This is a genomic window from Aquihabitans sp. G128, from assembly GCF_019048865.1.
Taxonomy (GTDB): domain Bacteria; phylum Actinomycetota; class Acidimicrobiia; order Acidimicrobiales; family Iamiaceae; genus Aquihabitans.
Genome location: NZ_CP077604.1, coordinates 518,624 through 535,696 on the forward strand (window position 1 = coordinate 518,624; position 17,073 = coordinate 535,696).

Sequence of the window (17,073 nt, forward strand, 5' to 3'; positions counted from 1 at the left end):
GAGAAGTGCTCGGGCCCGTGCGTGGGCGAGGTCACCCGCGACCAGTACCAGACCTACATCGACGAGCTCCTCCAGTTCCTGGAGGGCGACACCGACGACGTCGTGAAGAAGCTCGGCTCCGGGATGCGCGAGGCCGCGGGGGAGCTCGAAGTTCGAGCGGGCCGCCCGCCTGCGGGACCGGCTCCAGTCGGTGAACAAGGCCATCGAGCGCCAGCAGATGGTGGCCGACCGCAACGAGGACCTCGACGTCTTCGGGGTGGCCGACGACGAGCTCGAGGCCGCCGTCCAGGTGTTCCACGTGCGGAAGGGCCGCGTGGTCGGCCGCAAGGGCTTCGTGCTCGACAAGGTCGAGGACCTCAGCGAGTTCGAGCTCACCGGTCGCATCCTCGAGGGGTTCTACGCCGAGCCGCCGCCCATCGGCATGCCCAAGCAGGTCCTGGTCCCGTGGGACCCCGAGGACCTCGAGCTCTACCAGGGCTGGCTCAGCGACCTCCGGGGCTCGGCGGTCACCATCCGGGTGCCCCAGCGGGGCGAGAAGCGCACCCTCCAGGAGACCGTCGCCAAGAACGCCAAGGAGGAGCTGGTCCGCCACCGGCTCAAGCGGGCCAGCGACCACAACAGCCGGGCCAAGGCCCTCAACGAGCTGCAGGAGTACCTCGGCCTGCCCGAGCCGCCGCTGCGCATCGAGTGCTACGACATGAGCCACATCCAGGGCTCCGACTACGTCGGGTCCATGGTGGTCATGGAGGACGGCCTGCCCAAGAAATCCGAGTACCGCCGCTTCAAGATCAAGAGCGGCCAGGGCAACGACGACTTCCGGGCCATGGAGGAGGTGCTCACCCGGCGCCTCACCGCCTACGTCGCCGACAAGGAGCTGCCCATCAGCGAGCGGGGCAAGTTCTCGTACCCGCCGCAGCTGCTGCTGGTGGACGGCGGCAAGGGCCAGCTCGGCGTGGCGGTGAAGGTGCTGCGCGACCTCGGCCTCGACGAGGAGATCCCGGTGGCCTCGCTGGCCAAGCGGTTCGAGGAGGTCTACGTGCCCGGCCTCTCGGACCCCATCACCATCCCGCGCCAGTCCGAGGGCCTCTACATGCTCCAGCGGCTGCGGGACGAGTCGCACCGCTTCGCCATCACCTTCCACCGCGAGCTGCGCGGCAAGCGCATGACCACCTCCGTCCTCGACGGCATCCCGGGCCTCGGCGAGACCCGCAAGAAGCGGCTGGTGAAGGAGCTGGGCGGCATCGGTGCGGTGAAGAAGGCCAGCTTCGAGCAGCTCCAGGCCCTGTCCTGGCTGCCCGAGGCCGTCGCCGTGGCCATCGACGAAAAGCTCCACAGGCCGCGCTGAGCGCCGACAGGTGGGGGATGGCACCCGCACCGCAGGCGACCGAGGACCAGCGCGCCGTCGCGCTCGTCGTCGTCGTGGGCCTCCTCCTGGCCTCGATGGTGGTGGCCGGCTGGTTCCACCGGGCCTTCCTGCTGCCCGACGCCGCCACCTGGGAGCGCGGCCGCACCATCAGCGCCGCCTACGACCCGCCCGACCAGCCCGTGGAGCTCTACTTCAACCAGGGCGACGGCCAGCTGTTCGCCCACCAGGCCATGGACCCCTTCGTCCGCCACCCCGAGGGCATCCGGGGCGGCGCGGCCGAGCAGGCCTACCGCCTGCAGCGGCCGCTCTACGGCTGGGTCGGCTGGATCGCCTCGGCCGGCCAGCCCGCCGCGGTGGCCTGGGCCCTCATCGCCGTCACGGTCCTCGCGGTGGGACTGTTGGCCGGGCTGGCCGCGACGCTCGCCGCCACCTGGGGGCGCAGCCCGTGGTGGGGCCTGGCGGTGCTCGCCGCCCCCGGCGTCTCGGTCGACCTCATCCGGTGCGGCCCGGAGGCCCTGGCCGCCGCCCTCGTGGCCGGCGGCCTGCTCGCCTGGCTGGGGCCCCGCCGGCGCACCTGGCCGGCGGTGGCGTGCTTCGCCCTGGCCTGCCTGGCCCGCGAGACGCTCGTGGTGGTGCCGGTCACCCTGGTGGCGGTGGACTGGTGGTCCAGCCGGCTGCCGGGACGTCCGTGGGCCGGTGCGGTGCGCCGGGCGTGGTCGCCGCTGTTCGCCAGCCTGGTGCCGTTCGTGGCGTGGGTCCTCGTCCTGCGCGTCGGCCTGGGCGCCTGGCCGAGGGGGTCGGTCGAGGGGCGCCTCTCGCCGATCCCGTTCTCGGGCCTGGTGGCCGCCCGAGGCCGCTTCGACGGCGAGGAGCTGCTGGCGCTGGCGCTGCTGTTCGGTCCGGCCCTCGTCGCGCTGGTCCGCGGGCGGGACCTCCGCCTCCGGGGCCTGGTGGCCGCGCACCTGGTGCTGGCGGCGGTGATGGGGGAGGCCGTGTGGGTGAGCTGGCTCGACTTCGGCCGCGTCCTGCTGCCGCTCTCGCTGGTGAGCCTGCTGGCGCTCCTGGCCCCGGCGCCCGCCCCGAGCGGGCCCGAGCCCGCTGCGGCGCCGGCGCCAGCGCGTCGGCTGGCCCCGGTCGGCGGCTGATCCAGGGAGGGGAGCCGGCCTCCGGTGGCGAATGAGGCGGTGCCGCCGGGATCGAGCCCGGCGCTCCTCCGCCTCCGAAGGGGTTCCTGCATGTCCAAGCGCCAGGTGGCCGATCGACTGGCCGCCGTGCCCCTCTTCGCCGGGCTGACCAAGAAGGAGCTGGCCCACCTGGCCAACGGCGCCGAGCTGGTCGACGTGCCGGCGGACGCGACGGTGGTGGCCCAGGGCGACTACGGCGAAGGGGTGTTCGTGCTCCTCGACGGGGCGGCCAAGGTCGTCCGCAACGGCCGGACCGTGGCCCGCCTGGAGCCGGGCAGCCACTTCGGCGAGCTGGCGCTGCTCGACCCGGGGCCGCGCACGGCCTCGGTGGTGACGACCGAGGCGAGCCGGCTGGGCATCCTCGGTGCCGCCGCGTTCCGGGTGTCGCTGCGCGAGTCGCCCCGCATGGCCGAGCGGCTCCTGGCCTCGCTGGCCCGGCGAGCGCGCGACGAGGGCTGGCGCGAGCACGCCTGAGGAGAACCGCCCGGCGGCTCCCCGGTGCCGTCGCGCCCGCCGCCTACCGTGACGGCCATGGCTGACGACATCGACCTCTGGGAGGCCCACTCGGGCTGGTGGCAGGAGGGCTTCACCGACGGCGCCGACCCGGAGTACGTCGAGCAGATCATGCCGTTGGCCGCCAACCTCCTCGAGGGGTTCGACCGGGTGCTCGACGTCGGCACCGGCGAGGGCCAGGTGGCCCGCCTGGCCACCGACCTGGGCTCCTCGCTCGTGGTCGGCATCGATCCCACCGCCAACCAGGTGGTCGAGGCGGCCAAGCGGGGCGGGGGACCGGCCTACGCCCGCTCCGGCGCCGACGCCCTCCCGTTCGCCGACGCCAGCTTCGACGCCGTGGTGGCCTGCCTGGTCTTCGAGCACATCGAGGCCGTCGACGACGCCATCGACGAGGTCGCCCGCGTGCTGCGGCCCGGCGGCCGCTTCGCCTTCTTCCTGAACCACCCGCTGCTGCAGACGCCGGGGAGCGGCTGGATCGACGACCAGACCCTCGACCCGCCCGAGCAGTACTGGCGCATCGGCCCGTACCTGGTGGAGGACAACTCCATCGAGGAGGTCGAGAAGGACGTCTTCATCCCGTTCATCCACCGGCCGATGAGCAGGTACGTGAACGCCATGGCCGACGCCGGCCTCACCCTGCGCCGCATGCTCGAGCCGGCGCCCCCGCCCGGGTTCCTGGCCCGGGCCGCGGAGTACCAGGCCGCCGCCACCATCCCCCGCCTCCTCGTGCTCGTGGCCGAGCGCGAGGTCGGCTGAGCGCCGAGCCCACGGTGAGCCCGCCCTACGACGAGTCCTCGGCGGGCAAGGACCGCTGGTCCGACGAGCCCGAGCCGGCCCTGCCCGACACGCCGATGTGGCTGTCGCACCACTGGCCCCACACCTACGACCGGTGCGCCGTGGTGGGCGGGCTCCACGTCTGCCGCCGCTGCCTCGTCCTGTACCCGCTGGCCCTGGTGTCGGGCATCGCCATCGGCATCGGCTCGTGGTGGCCCCACCGCATCGACGCCTGGGTCCTCTGGCTGTTCCCGCTCCCGGGCGTGATCGAGTTCGTGCTCGACAACCTGGGCCGCATCGCGTACTCGCCGGTGCGCCAGATGGTCCTCTCCGGTGCGGGAGCCATCGCCGCCGGCCTCGGCTACGTCCGCTACCTCGACCACACCACCGACCACCTCGTCTGGAGCGTGGTCGCCGCCTACACCGCCGCCTGCCTGGTCGGCGCCCTCTACGGGGGGGCTCCGGCCGAAGGAGCCCACGTGAAGCCCCTGAAGCGCCAGCTGGAACCGTTCCTCCCCGGGCCCGGCAACCCCAAGGTCACCGACGGCGAGCTGGCGGTGTTCATCGTCTGCGTGCTGGTGACCACCATCGGGCTGGCCGGCGACATCTCCCGCCACCTCCAGAACCCGGGGTCGCTCAACAACGACTTCATCTCCGGCTGGCACCTCGTCCTCTACGGCGGCGTGCTGTCGGTGGGCCTGTTCATCGGCTTCGGCGCCGTGCGCCGTGGGCCGGGCTACGTCGGCTCGGTCTCCACCGGCACCATCGGCTTCGGGCTGCTGTCCTTCGGCGGCGTGTGCGACGCCACGTGGCACCACGTCTTCGGGACCGAGGCCGCGGTCGAGGCGCTGGTGAGCCCGCCGCACCTGGTGGTGTTCACCGGCCTGGCCTTCCTGCTCACCGCCCCGGTGGTGGTCCTCTGGAAGCGCGAGGCCCGGCGCCTCGGCGTGGTGGCCTCGATCGCCGCCATGGTCTCGGTGGTGTCCACCGTGCTGGTCACCAGCCTGTTCACCGGCTACCTGTCGCCGCTGTCGGGCGGCCTGTCGCTGCAGGCCGGCTACATCGAGCCGCTGGTGGGGGAGTCGGTCCAGGACTACGACACGGTGCGGGGCCTCGGCATCGCGGTGTGGACCGCGGCGGTGCTGGCCACCGCGGTGGTCGTGCTGCTGGTGCGGTTCCGCCTCGTCCCGGGCGTCCTGCTGGCCGGGTTCGTGCTGCTCGGCCTGCCCCCGCTGTTCGTGAGCGGGTCCGGCGGCATCGGCGACACGTCGTCGATCGACGTGTTCAACCCGCTCACGGTCGGCTTCGTGGCCGCGGGCCTGGCCGCCGAGGTGTGCATGGCGCTGCTGGGCCGCCCCACGTTGGGGCGCATCGGCGCCTCCCTGACGGGCGCGGCCGTGGGCGCCGCCATGTGGGCGGCCACCTTCGCCACGCTCGGCCACGACGACCGGCTCCAGTGGGGCGAGGCCCTGTGGGGCGGGGCCATCACCATCTCCGCCCTGGTGGGCGCGGCCATCGCCGCCCTCATCGCCCTGCCGGTCAGCACCGGCTCGGCCATCACCAGCGGCACGCCCGGGCCCCACCCCGCCTGAGCCGAGCGGGCGCGGCGGTCCGAGCCGGGTCGGGGCCACCGGTACGCTCGGCCGCGTGACCGACTTCGCGGTGATCACCGGCCTCTCGGGCGCAGGGCGCTCCACCGCGGCCGACGTGCTCGAGGACCAGGACTGGTTCGTCATCGACAACATGCCGGTGGCGCTCATGCCGAAGGTGGGGGAGCTGGCCCTGCTGCCGGGCTCCGACATCAGCCGGGTGGCCTTCGTCGTGGGCTCCAACTCCGACACCGGCGAGCTCGAGGCCATGCTCGACGACCTGCGCTCCTCGGGGTCGCGGGTGCGGGTGCTGTTCCTCGACGCCCGCAGCGACGTGCTCATCCGGCGCTACGAGAGCAGCCGCCGCCGCCACCCGGCCAGTGCCGGCGCCCTCCTGGGTGCGGCCATCGAGCAGGAGCGGTTGGCGCTCGACCACATGCGGGCCCTGTCGGACGTGGTGGTCGACACCAGCGACCTCAACGTCCACCAGCTCCGCGAGCGGGTGGAGCAGCTCTTCGCCGACGACGACGCCACGCCCGGCATGCAGGTGACCGTGCTGTCCTTCGGCTTCAAGCACGGCCTGCCCGCCGATGTCGACATGGTCCTCGACTGCCGCTTCCTGCCAAACCCGCACTGGGTCGACGACCTGCGTCCGCAGACCGGCCAGGACGAGCCGGTGCGCGACTACGTCCTGGGCTCGGAGCTGGCGCACGGCTTCCTCGACCGCCTCGACGGCCTCCTCGACGTGCTGCTGCCCGCCTACCAGGCGGAGGGCAAGGCGTACCTCACCCTGGCGTTCGGCTGCACGGGCGGCCGGCACCGCTCCGTCGCCATCGCCGAGGAGGTGGCCCGCCGCATGGAGGGCCGCGGCCTCGCCCCCGGCGTGGCGCACCGCGACGTGGCCAAGGGCGGATGACCGGACCACGCGTGGTCGCCCTCGGGGGCGGCCACGGCCTCGCCGCGTCCCTGCGCGCCGCCCGCCGGTACGCCGGCGACATCACCGCGGTGGTGTCGGTGGCCGACGACGGCGGCTCGTCGGGCCGCCTGCGCGCCGCGCTGCCCGACCTGCCAGCGCCGGGCGACGTCCGTCGCTGCCTCAGCGCCCTGGCCGACGACGACTCGCCGCTGGGGCAGAGCCTGGAGCACCGCTTCGCCGAGGGCGACGAGCTCCTCGGCGGCCACGCGTTCGGCAACCTCCTGCTCGCCGCCCTGGCCCAGCAGGTGGGGTTCACCGCCGCCGTCGAGGAGGTCGGGCGCCTGGTGGGTGCAGCCGGCCGGGTGCTGCCCGCCACCACCGGCCCGGTGGCGCTCGAGGGCTGGCTGGCCGGCGCCCGCCCGGATGCCGCCCGGGTGGTGGGCCAGGTGGCCGTGCAGAACGCGTGCGGCGTGTCCCGCCTGGGCCTGGTGCCGGCCGACGCCGGCTCCCCCGACGCGGTGGCCGACGCCATCCTCGCCGCGGACCAGGTCCTGGTGGGGCCGGGCTCGCTCTTCACCAGCGTCCTGGCCGCGGCCATCGTGCCGGCCGTGCGCGAGGCGCTCGCCGCCACGTCGGCCACGCGGGTCTACGTCGCCAACCTCCGCCCCCAGGTCCCCGAGACCGAGGGCTTCACCCTCTCGGACCACGTGCGGGCCCTCGCCGAGCACCACGTGGCGGTCGACGTGGTGCTGTGCCGCACCGGGCTCGGCGGCGGGCGCGGGACGGCGGCCGCCGGGCACGGGACCGCGCTCGACGGGGTCCGGGTCGTGGAGGCCGAGGTGGCCGACGACCGGGGCCTGGTGCACCAGCCGGAGCGCCTGGCCACGGCGCTGGCGGCCCTCGTCTGACGCTCCTCGTTGTTTCGCCCCGGTTTCCTGCGTTCAAGTAGGTTCCGAAGCGAGCAGGGGACACCCGTCACCGGACGGCGGGGACTGCCCACGACCCACCACAGGAGCTCCACCACATGACCATCCGCGTCGGGATCAACGGCTTCGGCCGCATCGGCCGCAACTTCTTCCGTGCCGTGAAGGAGCAGGGCGCCGACATCGACTTCGTGGCCGCCAACGACCTCGGCTCGGTCGACACCATGGCGCACCTCCTGAAGAACGACTCGGTCATGGGCCGCTTCGACGGTGACGTCAAGGTCCACGAGGACGGCATCGAGGTCGACGGCGACGTCATCAAGATCCTGGCCGAGCGCGATCCCGGCAAGCTGCCCTGGGCCGACCTCGGCGTCGACGTCGTGATCGAGTCCACCGGCTTCTTCACAAGCCGTGAGAAGGCCGCCGCCCACGTCGAGGCCGGCGCCCCGCGCGTCATCATCTCGGCCCCGGCCACCGGCGCGGACGCCACCTTCGTGGTGGGCGTCAACGACGACACCTTCGATCCGGAGAACCACATCGTGGTGTCGAACGCCTCCTGCACCACCAACTGCTTCGTGCCCATGATCAAGGTCCTCGACGACGCCTTCGGCGTCGAGAAGGGCCTCATGAACACCATCCACGCCTACACCGGCGACCAGCAGCTGGTCGACGGCCCTCACTCGGACCTCCGCCGGGCGCGCGCCGCCGCGGTCAACATCGTGCCCACCTCCACCGGCGCCGCCCGGGCCACCGGCCTCGTCCTGCAGTCCATGCAGGGCAAGCTCGACGGCACCTCGCTGCGGGTGCCGATCCCGGTCGGCTCCATCACCGACTTCACCGGCCTGCTCAAGCAGGACGTCACGGTCGAAGAGGTCAACGCCGCCTTCGCCGCCGCCGCTGCCGACGGTCGCCTGAAGGGCATCCTCAAGTACTCCGAGGAGCCGCTGGTCTCGTCCGACATCGTCGGCACGCCGTACTCGGTCACCTTCGACTCCGGCCTCACCATGGCCATGGGCAACCTGGTCAAGATCCTCGGCTGGTACGACAACGAGTGGGGCTACTCCAACCGCCTCGTCGACCTCGCCAAGATCGTCGGCGCGGCGAACAAGTAGCCGGCTCGGTACCGACCACATGATCAACGGGGTTCCCCAACTCGAGGACCTCGGCGACCTCGCCGGCAAGCGGGTCCTGGTGCGTTGCGACTTCAACGTGCCCATCCGCGACGGCCAGATCACCGACGACCTCCGCATCACCGCCGCGCTGCCCACCCTGCGGTGGCTCCAGGAGCAGGGGGCCACGGTCACGGCCTGCTCGCACCTGGGTCGGCCCAAGGGCACCCCCGATCCGCAGTACTCGATGGACCCGGTGCGCGCTCGGCTCGCCGAGCTCGCACCGGGCGTCCAGCTGCTCGAGAACCTGCGCTTCGACGCGGGGGAGACGGGCAACGACGCCGCCTTCGTGGCCCAGCTGGTCGAGGGCCAGGACGCCTACGTCAACGACGCCTTCGGCGCCTCGCACCGGTCCCACGCCTCCATCGTGGGCCCGCCGCAGACCCTGCCGTCGGCGGCCGGGCGCCTGCTCGAGAAGGAGGTCGAGGTCCTCCTCGGCGCCCGCAACGAGCCCCGGCGGCCCTTCATCGCCATCCTCGGCGGCTCCAAGGTGTCCGACAAGCTCGGCGTGATCGAGGCGCTGCTCGAGGTGGCCGACGGGCTGGTCATCGGTGGCGGCATGTGCTTCACCTTCCTCAAGGCCCTCGGCCACCAGGTGGGCTCCTCGCTGCTCGAGGAGGACCAGGTCGACACCTGCAAGGCGCTGCTCGACAGCGGCGCCACCATCCACCTCCCGTCCGACATCACCGCGCTCGGCCCCGGCGGCAAGATCGGCGACCCGTCGGCCGGCGGCGAGGTGCGCCAGTTCGGCCGCAGCCTGCCCGACGGCTGGATGGGCCTCGACATCGGCCCCGGCACCGCGGCGGAGTTCTCCGACGTCATCGCCGAGGCCCGCCAGGTCCTCTGGAACGGGCCCATGGGCGTGTTCGAGGACCCCCGCTTCGAGGCCGGCACCCGCACCGTGGCCGAGGCCGTGGCCGACTGCCGCGGCTTCACCATCGTCGGCGGCGGCGACAGCGCGGCGGCGGCCGCCCAGTTCGGCCTGGCCGACCAGATCGACCACGTCTCCACCGGTGGCGGCGCGTCCCTCGAGCTGCTCGAGCAGGGCGACCTGCCCGGCCTGGCCGCCCTGCGGTCCGCGCCGAACGCCGGCTGACCGGGCGGGCCCGGCCCGCCGGACCGCCCCACCCGCCGCTCCTCCGCTCCTCCCGAACTCCAACGATCGGAAACACGATGGCCAAGGTCACCCGCACGCCGCTCATCTCGGGCAACTGGAAGATGCACCACAACCACTTCGAGGCGATCTCCACGATCCAGAAGCTGGCCTACCTGCTGCACAAGGAGGACACCGACGCGGTCGACGTCTCGGTGCACCCGCCCTTCACCGACCTGCGCTCGGTCCAGACCGTGCTCGAGGCCGACGACGTCCCGATCGCCCTGGGCGCCCAGCACTGCCACTGGGAGGAGAAGGGCGCCTTCACCGGCGAGGTGTCCCCGGCGTTCCTGGCCAAGCTGAACGTGAGCTACGTCATCGTGGGCCACTCCGAGCGGCGCGAGCTCTTCGGCGAGACCGACGAGATGGTCAACACCAAGGCCAAGGCCATCCTCAAGTGGGGCATGACCCCCATCGTGTGCTGCGGCGAGACGCTCGAAGAGCGCGAGGCCGGCAGCACCGAGGACAAGGTCGGCGGCCAGATCCGCGCCGGGCTGGCCGGGATCGCCGCCGAGCAGGTGGCCGGCCTGGTCCTGGCCTACGAGCCGATCTGGGCCATCGGCACCGGCCGCACCGCCAGCGCCGAGGATGCCCAGGCGGTGTGCGCCTACGTGCGCTCGGTGGTGGCCGAGGTCGCCGGGGCCGACGCCGCGGCGTCGGTGCGCATCCAGTACGGCGGCTCGGTCAAGGCGGCCAACGCCCCCGAGCTCATGGCCCAGCCCGACATCGACGGCGCCCTCGTCGGCGGTGCCGCCCTGGTGGCCGAGGACTTCGCCGGCATCGTGCAGTTCCGCTCCGCCTGACCGGCGCCACGCGGCCGCCGGCCGCCGCCACGAGCCATCCCGGAGGGGCCCGCGAGGGCCCCTCCGGCGCGCCCGGGGGCCGGTGACGGGTTTGGGGGAGGTGGGCGGCGGGGGACACCCCCGCGCCCAGGTCACGGCCCCGGCGGCCCCCGCGGGCGGGTCGATACCAGGTCGACGGGGTTGGACACAGAGCGTTTTCAACCTGGCCCATCGGCCACATGTCACGTCGGGAGGTGCACCTGTTCTGCGCGGTTTGCCCAGCACGCCGCGTCCGAGCTGCACGAATCGTCCAGCGACCGCCCCAACCGATGCACGTCTTGCGCGGCGGGATTTGACGCATGGCCACCAACCAGGGGCTACGGTTTCGCCCCGGCAGCGTCCGGGCATCCGGCAGCCGAACATCACGAGAACCGGACGGGTCCCCCGACCCGTCCGGCGTCTCCTCTCCCTCGCTCCCCTTCGGAGGCAATCCATGGCACAACGAACGTTCCGATCCGGTCTTCTGGCCGGAGCCCTCGCGCTGACGCTCATCGCCAGCGCGTGCGGTGATTCGAGCGAAGGCTCGGACGGCGCCACCAAGACGACGCAGAAGAGCACCGACAACGCCGCGCTCGACACCACGTCCTGCGGCAAGCTCGAGTACGACAAGGACGCACCCAAGGGCGGCACGTTCACGGACTACGCCTTCATGGCCGACTCCGGCACCAACACCAGCTTCGACCCCGGCGTGGTGCAGACCCTCAACGAGTCGCAGATCACCACCTCGCTCTTCGACGGCCTGACCGACTTCGACTTCAGCGACAAGTGCAACCCGGAGCTCAAGGGCGCCGTCGCCGAGTCCTGGGAGGGCAACGACGACGCCACCGAGTTCACCTTCAAGCTGAAGAAGGACCAGGTCTTCTCCGACGGCACCCCGGTGCTCGCCAGCTCCTTCAAGGACGCCTGGGAGCGGGCCGGCTCGGCCAAGCTCGCCTCGCCCTACGGCTACCTGATCGCCTACATCAAGGACGGCGACAAGCTGCAGGCCGGTGACCTCGACACCCTCGACTCCATCGTCGCCGATGACGACGCCGGGACCCTCAAGGTCACCCTGGCCTCGCCCAACGCCGACTTCCCGTCGATCGTGAGCCACCCGTTCTTCTCGCCGGCGAACAAGAAGGACCTGGCCAAGATCGGCCAGACCACCGGCTGGGGCACCAAGGGCCTCACCATCGGCAACGGTCCCTTCATGCTGGAGTCGGCCACCACGGCCGACGCCGACACCACGCTGGTGCCGAACCCCAAGTGGGCCGGCAACGTCTACGGCGACACCGAGGTCCACCTCGACAAGCTGGTGTTCAAGGCCTCGCTCGACGTCGAGACCGCCTACCAGACCTTCGAGGCTGGCGAAGGCGACGACGCCCCCGTGCCGTCCGGCAAGTACAAGGACGCCCTCGCGGCCTACAAGAACAACACCGTCGAGGACCCCAACGTGGGCTCGTACTACTTCGACTTCGGTGAGGACGACCCGCAGGTGGGTGGCCCGGAGAACGTGAAGCTCCGCCAGGCCATCTCCCTCGCCATCGACCGGGAAGAGATCAACACCAAGGTCTACGAGGGCACCCGCCAGATCTCGACCGGCATCGTGCCGCCCGGGATCCCCGGCTTCAAGGCCGACCTGTCGAAGTACACCAAGCTCGACGTGAAGGAAGCCAAGAAGCTCTACAAGGAGTGGCAGGACGCGGGCAACAAGCTCACCAAGCCGATCCGCATCGACTTCAACGAGGGCGGCTCCCACGGTGACGTGGCCCAGATCGTCCAGGCCAACCTGAAGGACAACCTGGGCATCGACGCCGACCTCGGCGGCGTGGCCGAGGACTACTTCAAGGTCGTCGCCGAGCCGGGTGGCTGCCAGCTGTGCCGGGCCGGTTGGTACGCCGACTACCCGACCTACGGCAACTTCATGGTCGACCTCTTCTCGAAGGCCTCGATCGGGGCGAACAACTTCGGTCGCTTCGAGAACGCCGACTTCGAGAAGGCCATCAAGGCCGCTCAGGCCGAGACCGACGACACGAAGCGTGGCGAGCTCTACAACGAGGCGGAGGACATCCTCCTCAACCAGCAGACCGCCACGGTCCCGCTCGTGTACTACACGGGCGGCCAGGTCTTCAACGACCGGGTGAAGAACTTCGACCAGCCGCCGCTGGGCATCATGCTCTGGGAGCGCGTGGCCGTCGACGGGTGATCCCGTAGCACCACCGGTGGAGCAGTGAGGTCGGGGGCCGGGCCGCAAGGCCCGGCCCCCGGCGCCCTCCACCGCCCGTCGTACCGTTCACCCCCCGTCCCCGTCGCTGCCAGACCTGACGCGAACCGAGTCAACCCATGGCCTCCTTCCTGATCCGCCGAACCCTGCAGCTCCTCCTGGTGCTCTGGGGCGGTGCGACGATCTTGTTCGTCCTGTTCTTCGTGATCTCCGGCAACCCCGCCGAGCGCATGGCCTCCGGTGGCGGATCCCGGAACCCCCCGGCGTCGGTCGTGAAGAACCTCGAGGTCCGGTTCGGCCTCGACAAGTCCAAGCCCGAGCAGTACAAGGACTACTTCTCCGGCGTGCTGACGGGGGACTTCAAGGAGTCCTTCCGCACCCGTGAGCCCGTGCTCGACATCGCCAAGGCCAAGGCCCCCACCAGCTTCCGGCTCGCCTTCTGGGCGGTGATCATCGAGGCGACGGTGGGCATCGGCGGCGGCATGCTGTCAGCCCGGAGGCGCAACTCCATCGGCGACTACGTCACCACCATCGGGGCGGTGGTGGCCTCGGCCATCCCGGTGTTCGTGCTCGCCTACCTGATCAAGCAGGTCACCGGCGTCTACGCGTTCCAGCACGACTGGCCGCAGTGGGCCCGGTTCCCCACCCGGGGGCTGGGCTCGGACCAGTGGTTCCTGGGCGTGATCCCCCGGGGCGACACGTGGAAGGCGCTGGTGCAGCCGGCGTTCGTGCTGGCCTCGGTCAGCACCGCCATCCTCGCCCGCATCACCCGCACGTCGATGCTCGAGACCATGCGCCTCGACCACGTGCGCACCGCTCGGGCCAAGGGCCTGAACGAGAAGAAGGTCATGCGCCGCCACGTGCTGCGCAACGCCATGATCCCGGTGATCACCGTGCTGGGCATCGACTTCGGCACCATGGTCGGCGCCGCGGTGCTGACCGAGACGGTGTTCAACCTCGGCGGCCTGGGCTCGCAGATCGTGGCGGCCGCCAAGGACCGCGACATCTACGTCGTGCTGGGCCTCACCCTCATCGTCACGTTCGTCTACGGCGTGGCCAGCCTGCTCGTCGACCTCTCCTACGCCTACTTCAATCCCCGCGTCCGACTGGGGGACGACTGAACATGGACCTCACCACACCTCCCGGGCACCCGGGCGAGCCCATCACCACCGGCGCCCAAGAGCTGGTCAACGTCGGCGGCCACGCCACCACCAGCGAGGGCGAGCAGGGCGTCGCCGAGCTGGCCGGCCTCGAAGGCGGCCTGGGCGGCGACGGCGCCGGCGGCGAGCCGGTCGACCTGGACGCCTCGCTCTACGACGTCGGCCCCAGCCGGTCCCTCGCGGCCGACGCCTGGCGCCGGTTCCGCCGCAACCGCCTCGCCATGTTCGGCCTCCTGCTGGTGGCGTTCCTGCTGCTGGTGGCCATCGTGGGCCCCTTCGTGGTGAAGGACCCGCTCAGCCAGCGGGGCCTCTCCCGGGAGCGCCCCACCAACCAGCACTGGTTCGGCACCGACCGCCTGGGCCGCGACGTGTTCGCCCGGGTGGTCTACGGCGTGCGCCTGTCGCTGTTCATCGGCTTCGTGGCCACCGCCGTCGAGACGCTCATCGGCATCGTGGTCGGCGCCATCGCCGGCTGGTTCCGGGGCTGGTCCGACACCATCCTCATGCGCTTCGTCGACATCCTCCTCGGCATCCCGTACTTCGTGCTGGCGCTGGTGATGGTGACCATCATCGGCAAGGGCCTGGCGGCGGTGATCATCACCCTCGCCATCACCGCCTGGCTGCAGACGGCCAGAACGGTGCGAGCCGGGTTCCTGCAGGTGCGCGAGCTGGAGTACGTCGAGGCCGCCAAGGCCATCGGCGTGCCCACCAAGCGGATCATCATCCGCCACGTGCTGCCCAACGTGTTCCAGCCGGTCATCGTGCTGGTGGCCGTCGGCATCGGCTCGGCCATCCTGGCCGAGGCGGCGCTGAGCTTCCTGGGCGTCGGCATCTCCGACCCCACCCCGTCGCTGGGGCTCATGGTCGCCCAGGCGCAGACCGAGGTGACCACGTCCTTCTACCTGCTCTTCTTCCCGGCCATGGGCATCGTGATCACGGTGCTGGGCTTCCTGCTGGTGGGTGACGGCCTCCGTGACGCCCTCGACGTGAAGGACATCTGATGGCCGACGCGCTGATCACCCCCTCGGCCTCCGACGGCACCGCGCCGCCGGCCGGTCGCCCCCTGCTCGAGGTGAGCGACCTCACCGTGAGCTTCCGCACCGACGACGGCGCCGTGCAGGCCGTCCGGGGCGTCGACTTCTCCATCGAGCCCGGCAAGGTGCTGGCCATCGTGGGCGAGTCCGGCTCCGGCAAGTCGGTGACGGCCATGAGCATCCTCAAGCTGCTGCCGCCGTCGGCCACCGTCGAGGGCACCATCACCTTCGACGGCGAGGACCTGCTGGCGGCCAAGGCCAGCCGCATGCGCCAGGTGCGCGGCGGCGAGATCGCCATGATCTTCCAGGACCCGCTCACCGCCCTGAACCCGGTGTACAAGGTGGGCCACCAGATCATCGAGATGATCCAGGTCCACCGCAAGATCTCCAAGGCCGACGCCCGCAAGCGGGCCATCGAGATGCTCGACCTGGTGGGCATCCCGCAGCCCGACAAGCGGGTCGACCAGTACACCCACGAGTTCTCCGGCGGCATGCGCCAGCGGGCCATGATCGCCATGGCCCTGTCGTGCGACCCGAAGCTGATCATCGCCGATGAGCCCACCACCGCCCTCGACGTGACCGTCCAGGCCCAGGTGCTGGAGGTCCTCGTCGACCTCGCCGAGCGGCTCAACACCGCCGTCGTGCTCATCACCCACGACCTCGGCGTGGTGGCCGGCATGGCCGACCGCATCACCGTCATGTACGCCGGCCGCATGGTCGAGGGCGGCACCGTCGACGACGTGTTCGACGCCACCGCCCACCCGTACACCGCCGGCCTGCTCAGCTCGCTGCCCCGCCTCGACGGCGACGTCGACGAGCCGCTGGTGCCCATCGGCGGCCAGCCGCCGTCGATGCTCAACCCGCCGTCGGGCTGCTCGTTCCACCCGCGGTGCAAGTGGGCCAGCGAGGCCGCCGGCTGCATGAGCGTGGTCCCGCCCACCGTCGAGCACCTGAGCGGCCACGTGGCCGCCTGCCACCGGGCCGACGAGCTCATCGCCGCCGGCCTGCTCACCCGCGGCGCCACCGGCAACCCGGGCGACGACACCAGCGGCCAAGCCGCAGCCCGGGCCCAAGCGGCCGGCACCGCCACGCCCGTGGCCGTCACCAGCCCTCGCGAGGCGTCGGCGGCCAGCGCCGTCCCGCTGCTGCAGGCCATCGACGTCGAGAAGCGCTTCCTCGGCCCCCGCATCGGCGTGCTCGGCCTCAGCCGCAGCACGGTCAAGGCCGTCAGCGGCGTCTCGTTCACCCTCGAGCGGGGCGAGACCCTGGGCGTGGTGGGGGAGTCGGGCTGTGGCAAGTCCACCCTCGGTCGGGTGCTCATGCGCCTGCTGCCGTCCACCGGCGGCCAGGTGCTGCTCGCCGGCGACGACGTCGCCGACCTCGAGAAGCAGGACAAGCGGAAGTTCCGCAGCCGGGTGCAGATGGTCTTCCAGGACCCGTACGCGTCGCTGAACCCCCGCATGACCATCGGGGAGGCCCTGGCCGAGCCGTTCCTCATCCACCAGGGCAAGAACCGGGCCGCCAGCCGGGCCGAGGTGTCGGAGCTGCTGCGGGTGGTGGGCCTCTCGCCCGAGCACGCCGGCCGCTACCCCCACGAGTTCTCCGGCGGCCAGCGCCAGCGGGTGGGCATCGCCCGGGCCCTGGCCGTGGAGCCCGAGCTGATCGTGCTCGACGAGCCCGTCTCCGCCCTCGACGTCTCCATCCAGGCCGGCGTGGTCAACCTCCTGCGCAAGCTGCAGGAGGAGCGAGGGATGGCGTACTTCTTCATCGCCCACGACCTCTCCGTGGTCCGCCACATCTCCGACCGCGTGGCGGTGATGTACCTGGGCAAGATCGTCGAGATCGGCACCCGGGAGCAGATCTACAAGGAGGCCCGCCACCCCTACACCCGGGCCCTCATGTCGGCGGTCCCGATCCCCGACCCGGCGCTCGAGCGGGTGCGCCAGCGCATCATCCTCGAGGGCGACGTCCCCAGCCCGATCAACCCGCCCAGTGGCTGCCACTTCCGCACCCGCTGCTGGAAGGCCACCGAGATCTGCGAGGTCGAGGAGCCCGAGCTCACCGGCGACGCGTCCCACAGCTTCGCCTGCCACCACCCGGTGGAGACCCCCGTCCAGATCGGCGCCGCCCTCCCCACCTGACCCGGTGCTGCAGCCTCCCGTGATGCCCGACGGGCGGGGGAGGATCTGTAGAGTGGTCAAGCCCTCGGAGACGGGGGCATCGCTTTCGAAAGGCGCTCCGTGCTCA

Annotated in this window: 14 protein-coding genes; all 14 read left to right on the forward strand. The window is 71.8% G+C overall.

Going from position 1 to position 17,073, the window contains the following annotated elements; translation table 11 throughout:
* The first annotated feature begins 190 nt into the window (after positions 1–190).
* Positions 191–1,345, forward strand: coding sequence for an excinuclease ABC subunit UvrC (gene uvrC / locus KSP35_RS23880; RefSeq protein WP_254126940.1), 1,155 nt, complete (start codon positions 191–193; stop codon positions 1,343–1,345).
* A gap of 17 nt (positions 1,346–1,362) precedes the next feature.
* Positions 1,363–2,511, forward strand: coding sequence for a hypothetical protein (locus KSP35_RS02370; RefSeq protein ID WP_216998643.1), 1,149 nt, complete (start codon positions 1,363–1,365; stop codon positions 2,509–2,511).
* A 90-nt stretch (positions 2,512–2,601) separates the two neighbouring features.
* Positions 2,602–3,024, forward strand: coding sequence for a cyclic nucleotide-binding domain-containing protein (locus KSP35_RS02375; protein WP_216998644.1), 423 nt, complete (start codon positions 2,602–2,604; stop codon positions 3,022–3,024).
* A 57-nt stretch (positions 3,025–3,081) separates the two neighbouring features.
* Positions 3,082–3,819: a class I SAM-dependent methyltransferase gene (locus KSP35_RS02380; RefSeq protein ID WP_216998645.1), complete on the forward strand. Its 738-nt coding sequence runs from the start codon at positions 3,082–3,084 to the stop codon at positions 3,817–3,819.
* Positions 3,820–3,833: 14 nt separating this feature from the next.
* Positions 3,834–5,429, forward strand: a complete 1,596-nt coding sequence (locus KSP35_RS02385; RefSeq protein WP_216998646.1) for a hypothetical protein — start codon at positions 3,834–3,836, stop codon at positions 5,427–5,429.
* A 55-nt stretch (positions 5,430–5,484) separates the two neighbouring features.
* Positions 5,485–6,342, forward strand: a complete 858-nt coding sequence (gene rapZ, locus KSP35_RS02390; protein WP_216998647.1) for an RNase adapter RapZ — start codon at positions 5,485–5,487, stop codon at positions 6,340–6,342.
* Positions 6,339–7,250 carry a gluconeogenesis factor YvcK family protein gene (gene yvcK, locus KSP35_RS02395; protein ID WP_216998648.1) on the forward strand — a complete coding sequence of 304 codons (912 nt, stop codon included), beginning with the start codon at positions 6,339–6,341 and terminating at the stop codon, positions 7,248–7,250. Before rapZ ends, yvcK begins: the two co-directional genes overlap by 4 nt.
* Before the next feature lie 116 nt (positions 7,251–7,366).
* Positions 7,367–8,377, forward strand: coding sequence for a type I glyceraldehyde-3-phosphate dehydrogenase (gene gap / locus KSP35_RS02400; protein WP_216998649.1), 1,011 nt, complete (start codon positions 7,367–7,369; stop codon positions 8,375–8,377).
* A gap of 19 nt (positions 8,378–8,396) precedes the next feature.
* Positions 8,397–9,530 carry a phosphoglycerate kinase gene (gene pgk, locus KSP35_RS02405; protein WP_216998650.1) on the forward strand — a complete coding sequence of 378 codons (1,134 nt, stop codon included), beginning with the start codon at positions 8,397–8,399 and terminating at the stop codon, positions 9,528–9,530.
* Between the two features lie 77 nt (positions 9,531–9,607).
* Positions 9,608–10,390: a triose-phosphate isomerase gene (tpiA, locus tag KSP35_RS02410; RefSeq protein WP_216998651.1), complete on the forward strand. Its 783-nt coding sequence runs from the start codon at positions 9,608–9,610 to the stop codon at positions 10,388–10,390.
* A gap of 472 nt (positions 10,391–10,862) precedes the next feature.
* Positions 10,863–12,614, forward strand: a complete 1,752-nt coding sequence (locus KSP35_RS02415) for an ABC transporter substrate-binding protein (protein ID WP_216998652.1) — start codon at positions 10,863–10,865, stop codon at positions 12,612–12,614.
* 137 nt (positions 12,615–12,751) lie between these two features.
* Positions 12,752–13,753 (forward strand): ABC transporter permease, encoded by a 1,002-nt coding sequence (locus KSP35_RS02420; RefSeq protein ID WP_216998653.1) that lies wholly within the window; start codon positions 12,752–12,754, stop codon positions 13,751–13,753.
* A gap of 2 nt (positions 13,754–13,755) precedes the next feature.
* Positions 13,756–14,793: an ABC transporter permease gene (locus KSP35_RS02425; RefSeq protein WP_216998654.1), complete on the forward strand. Its 1,038-nt coding sequence runs from the start codon at positions 13,756–13,758 to the stop codon at positions 14,791–14,793.
* Positions 14,793–16,967: an ABC transporter ATP-binding protein gene (locus tag KSP35_RS25170; RefSeq protein WP_305853097.1), complete on the forward strand. Its 2,175-nt coding sequence runs from the start codon at positions 14,793–14,795 to the stop codon at positions 16,965–16,967. Before KSP35_RS02425 ends, KSP35_RS25170 begins: the two co-directional genes overlap by 1 nt.
* The last annotated feature ends 106 nt before the right edge of the window (positions 16,968–17,073 follow it).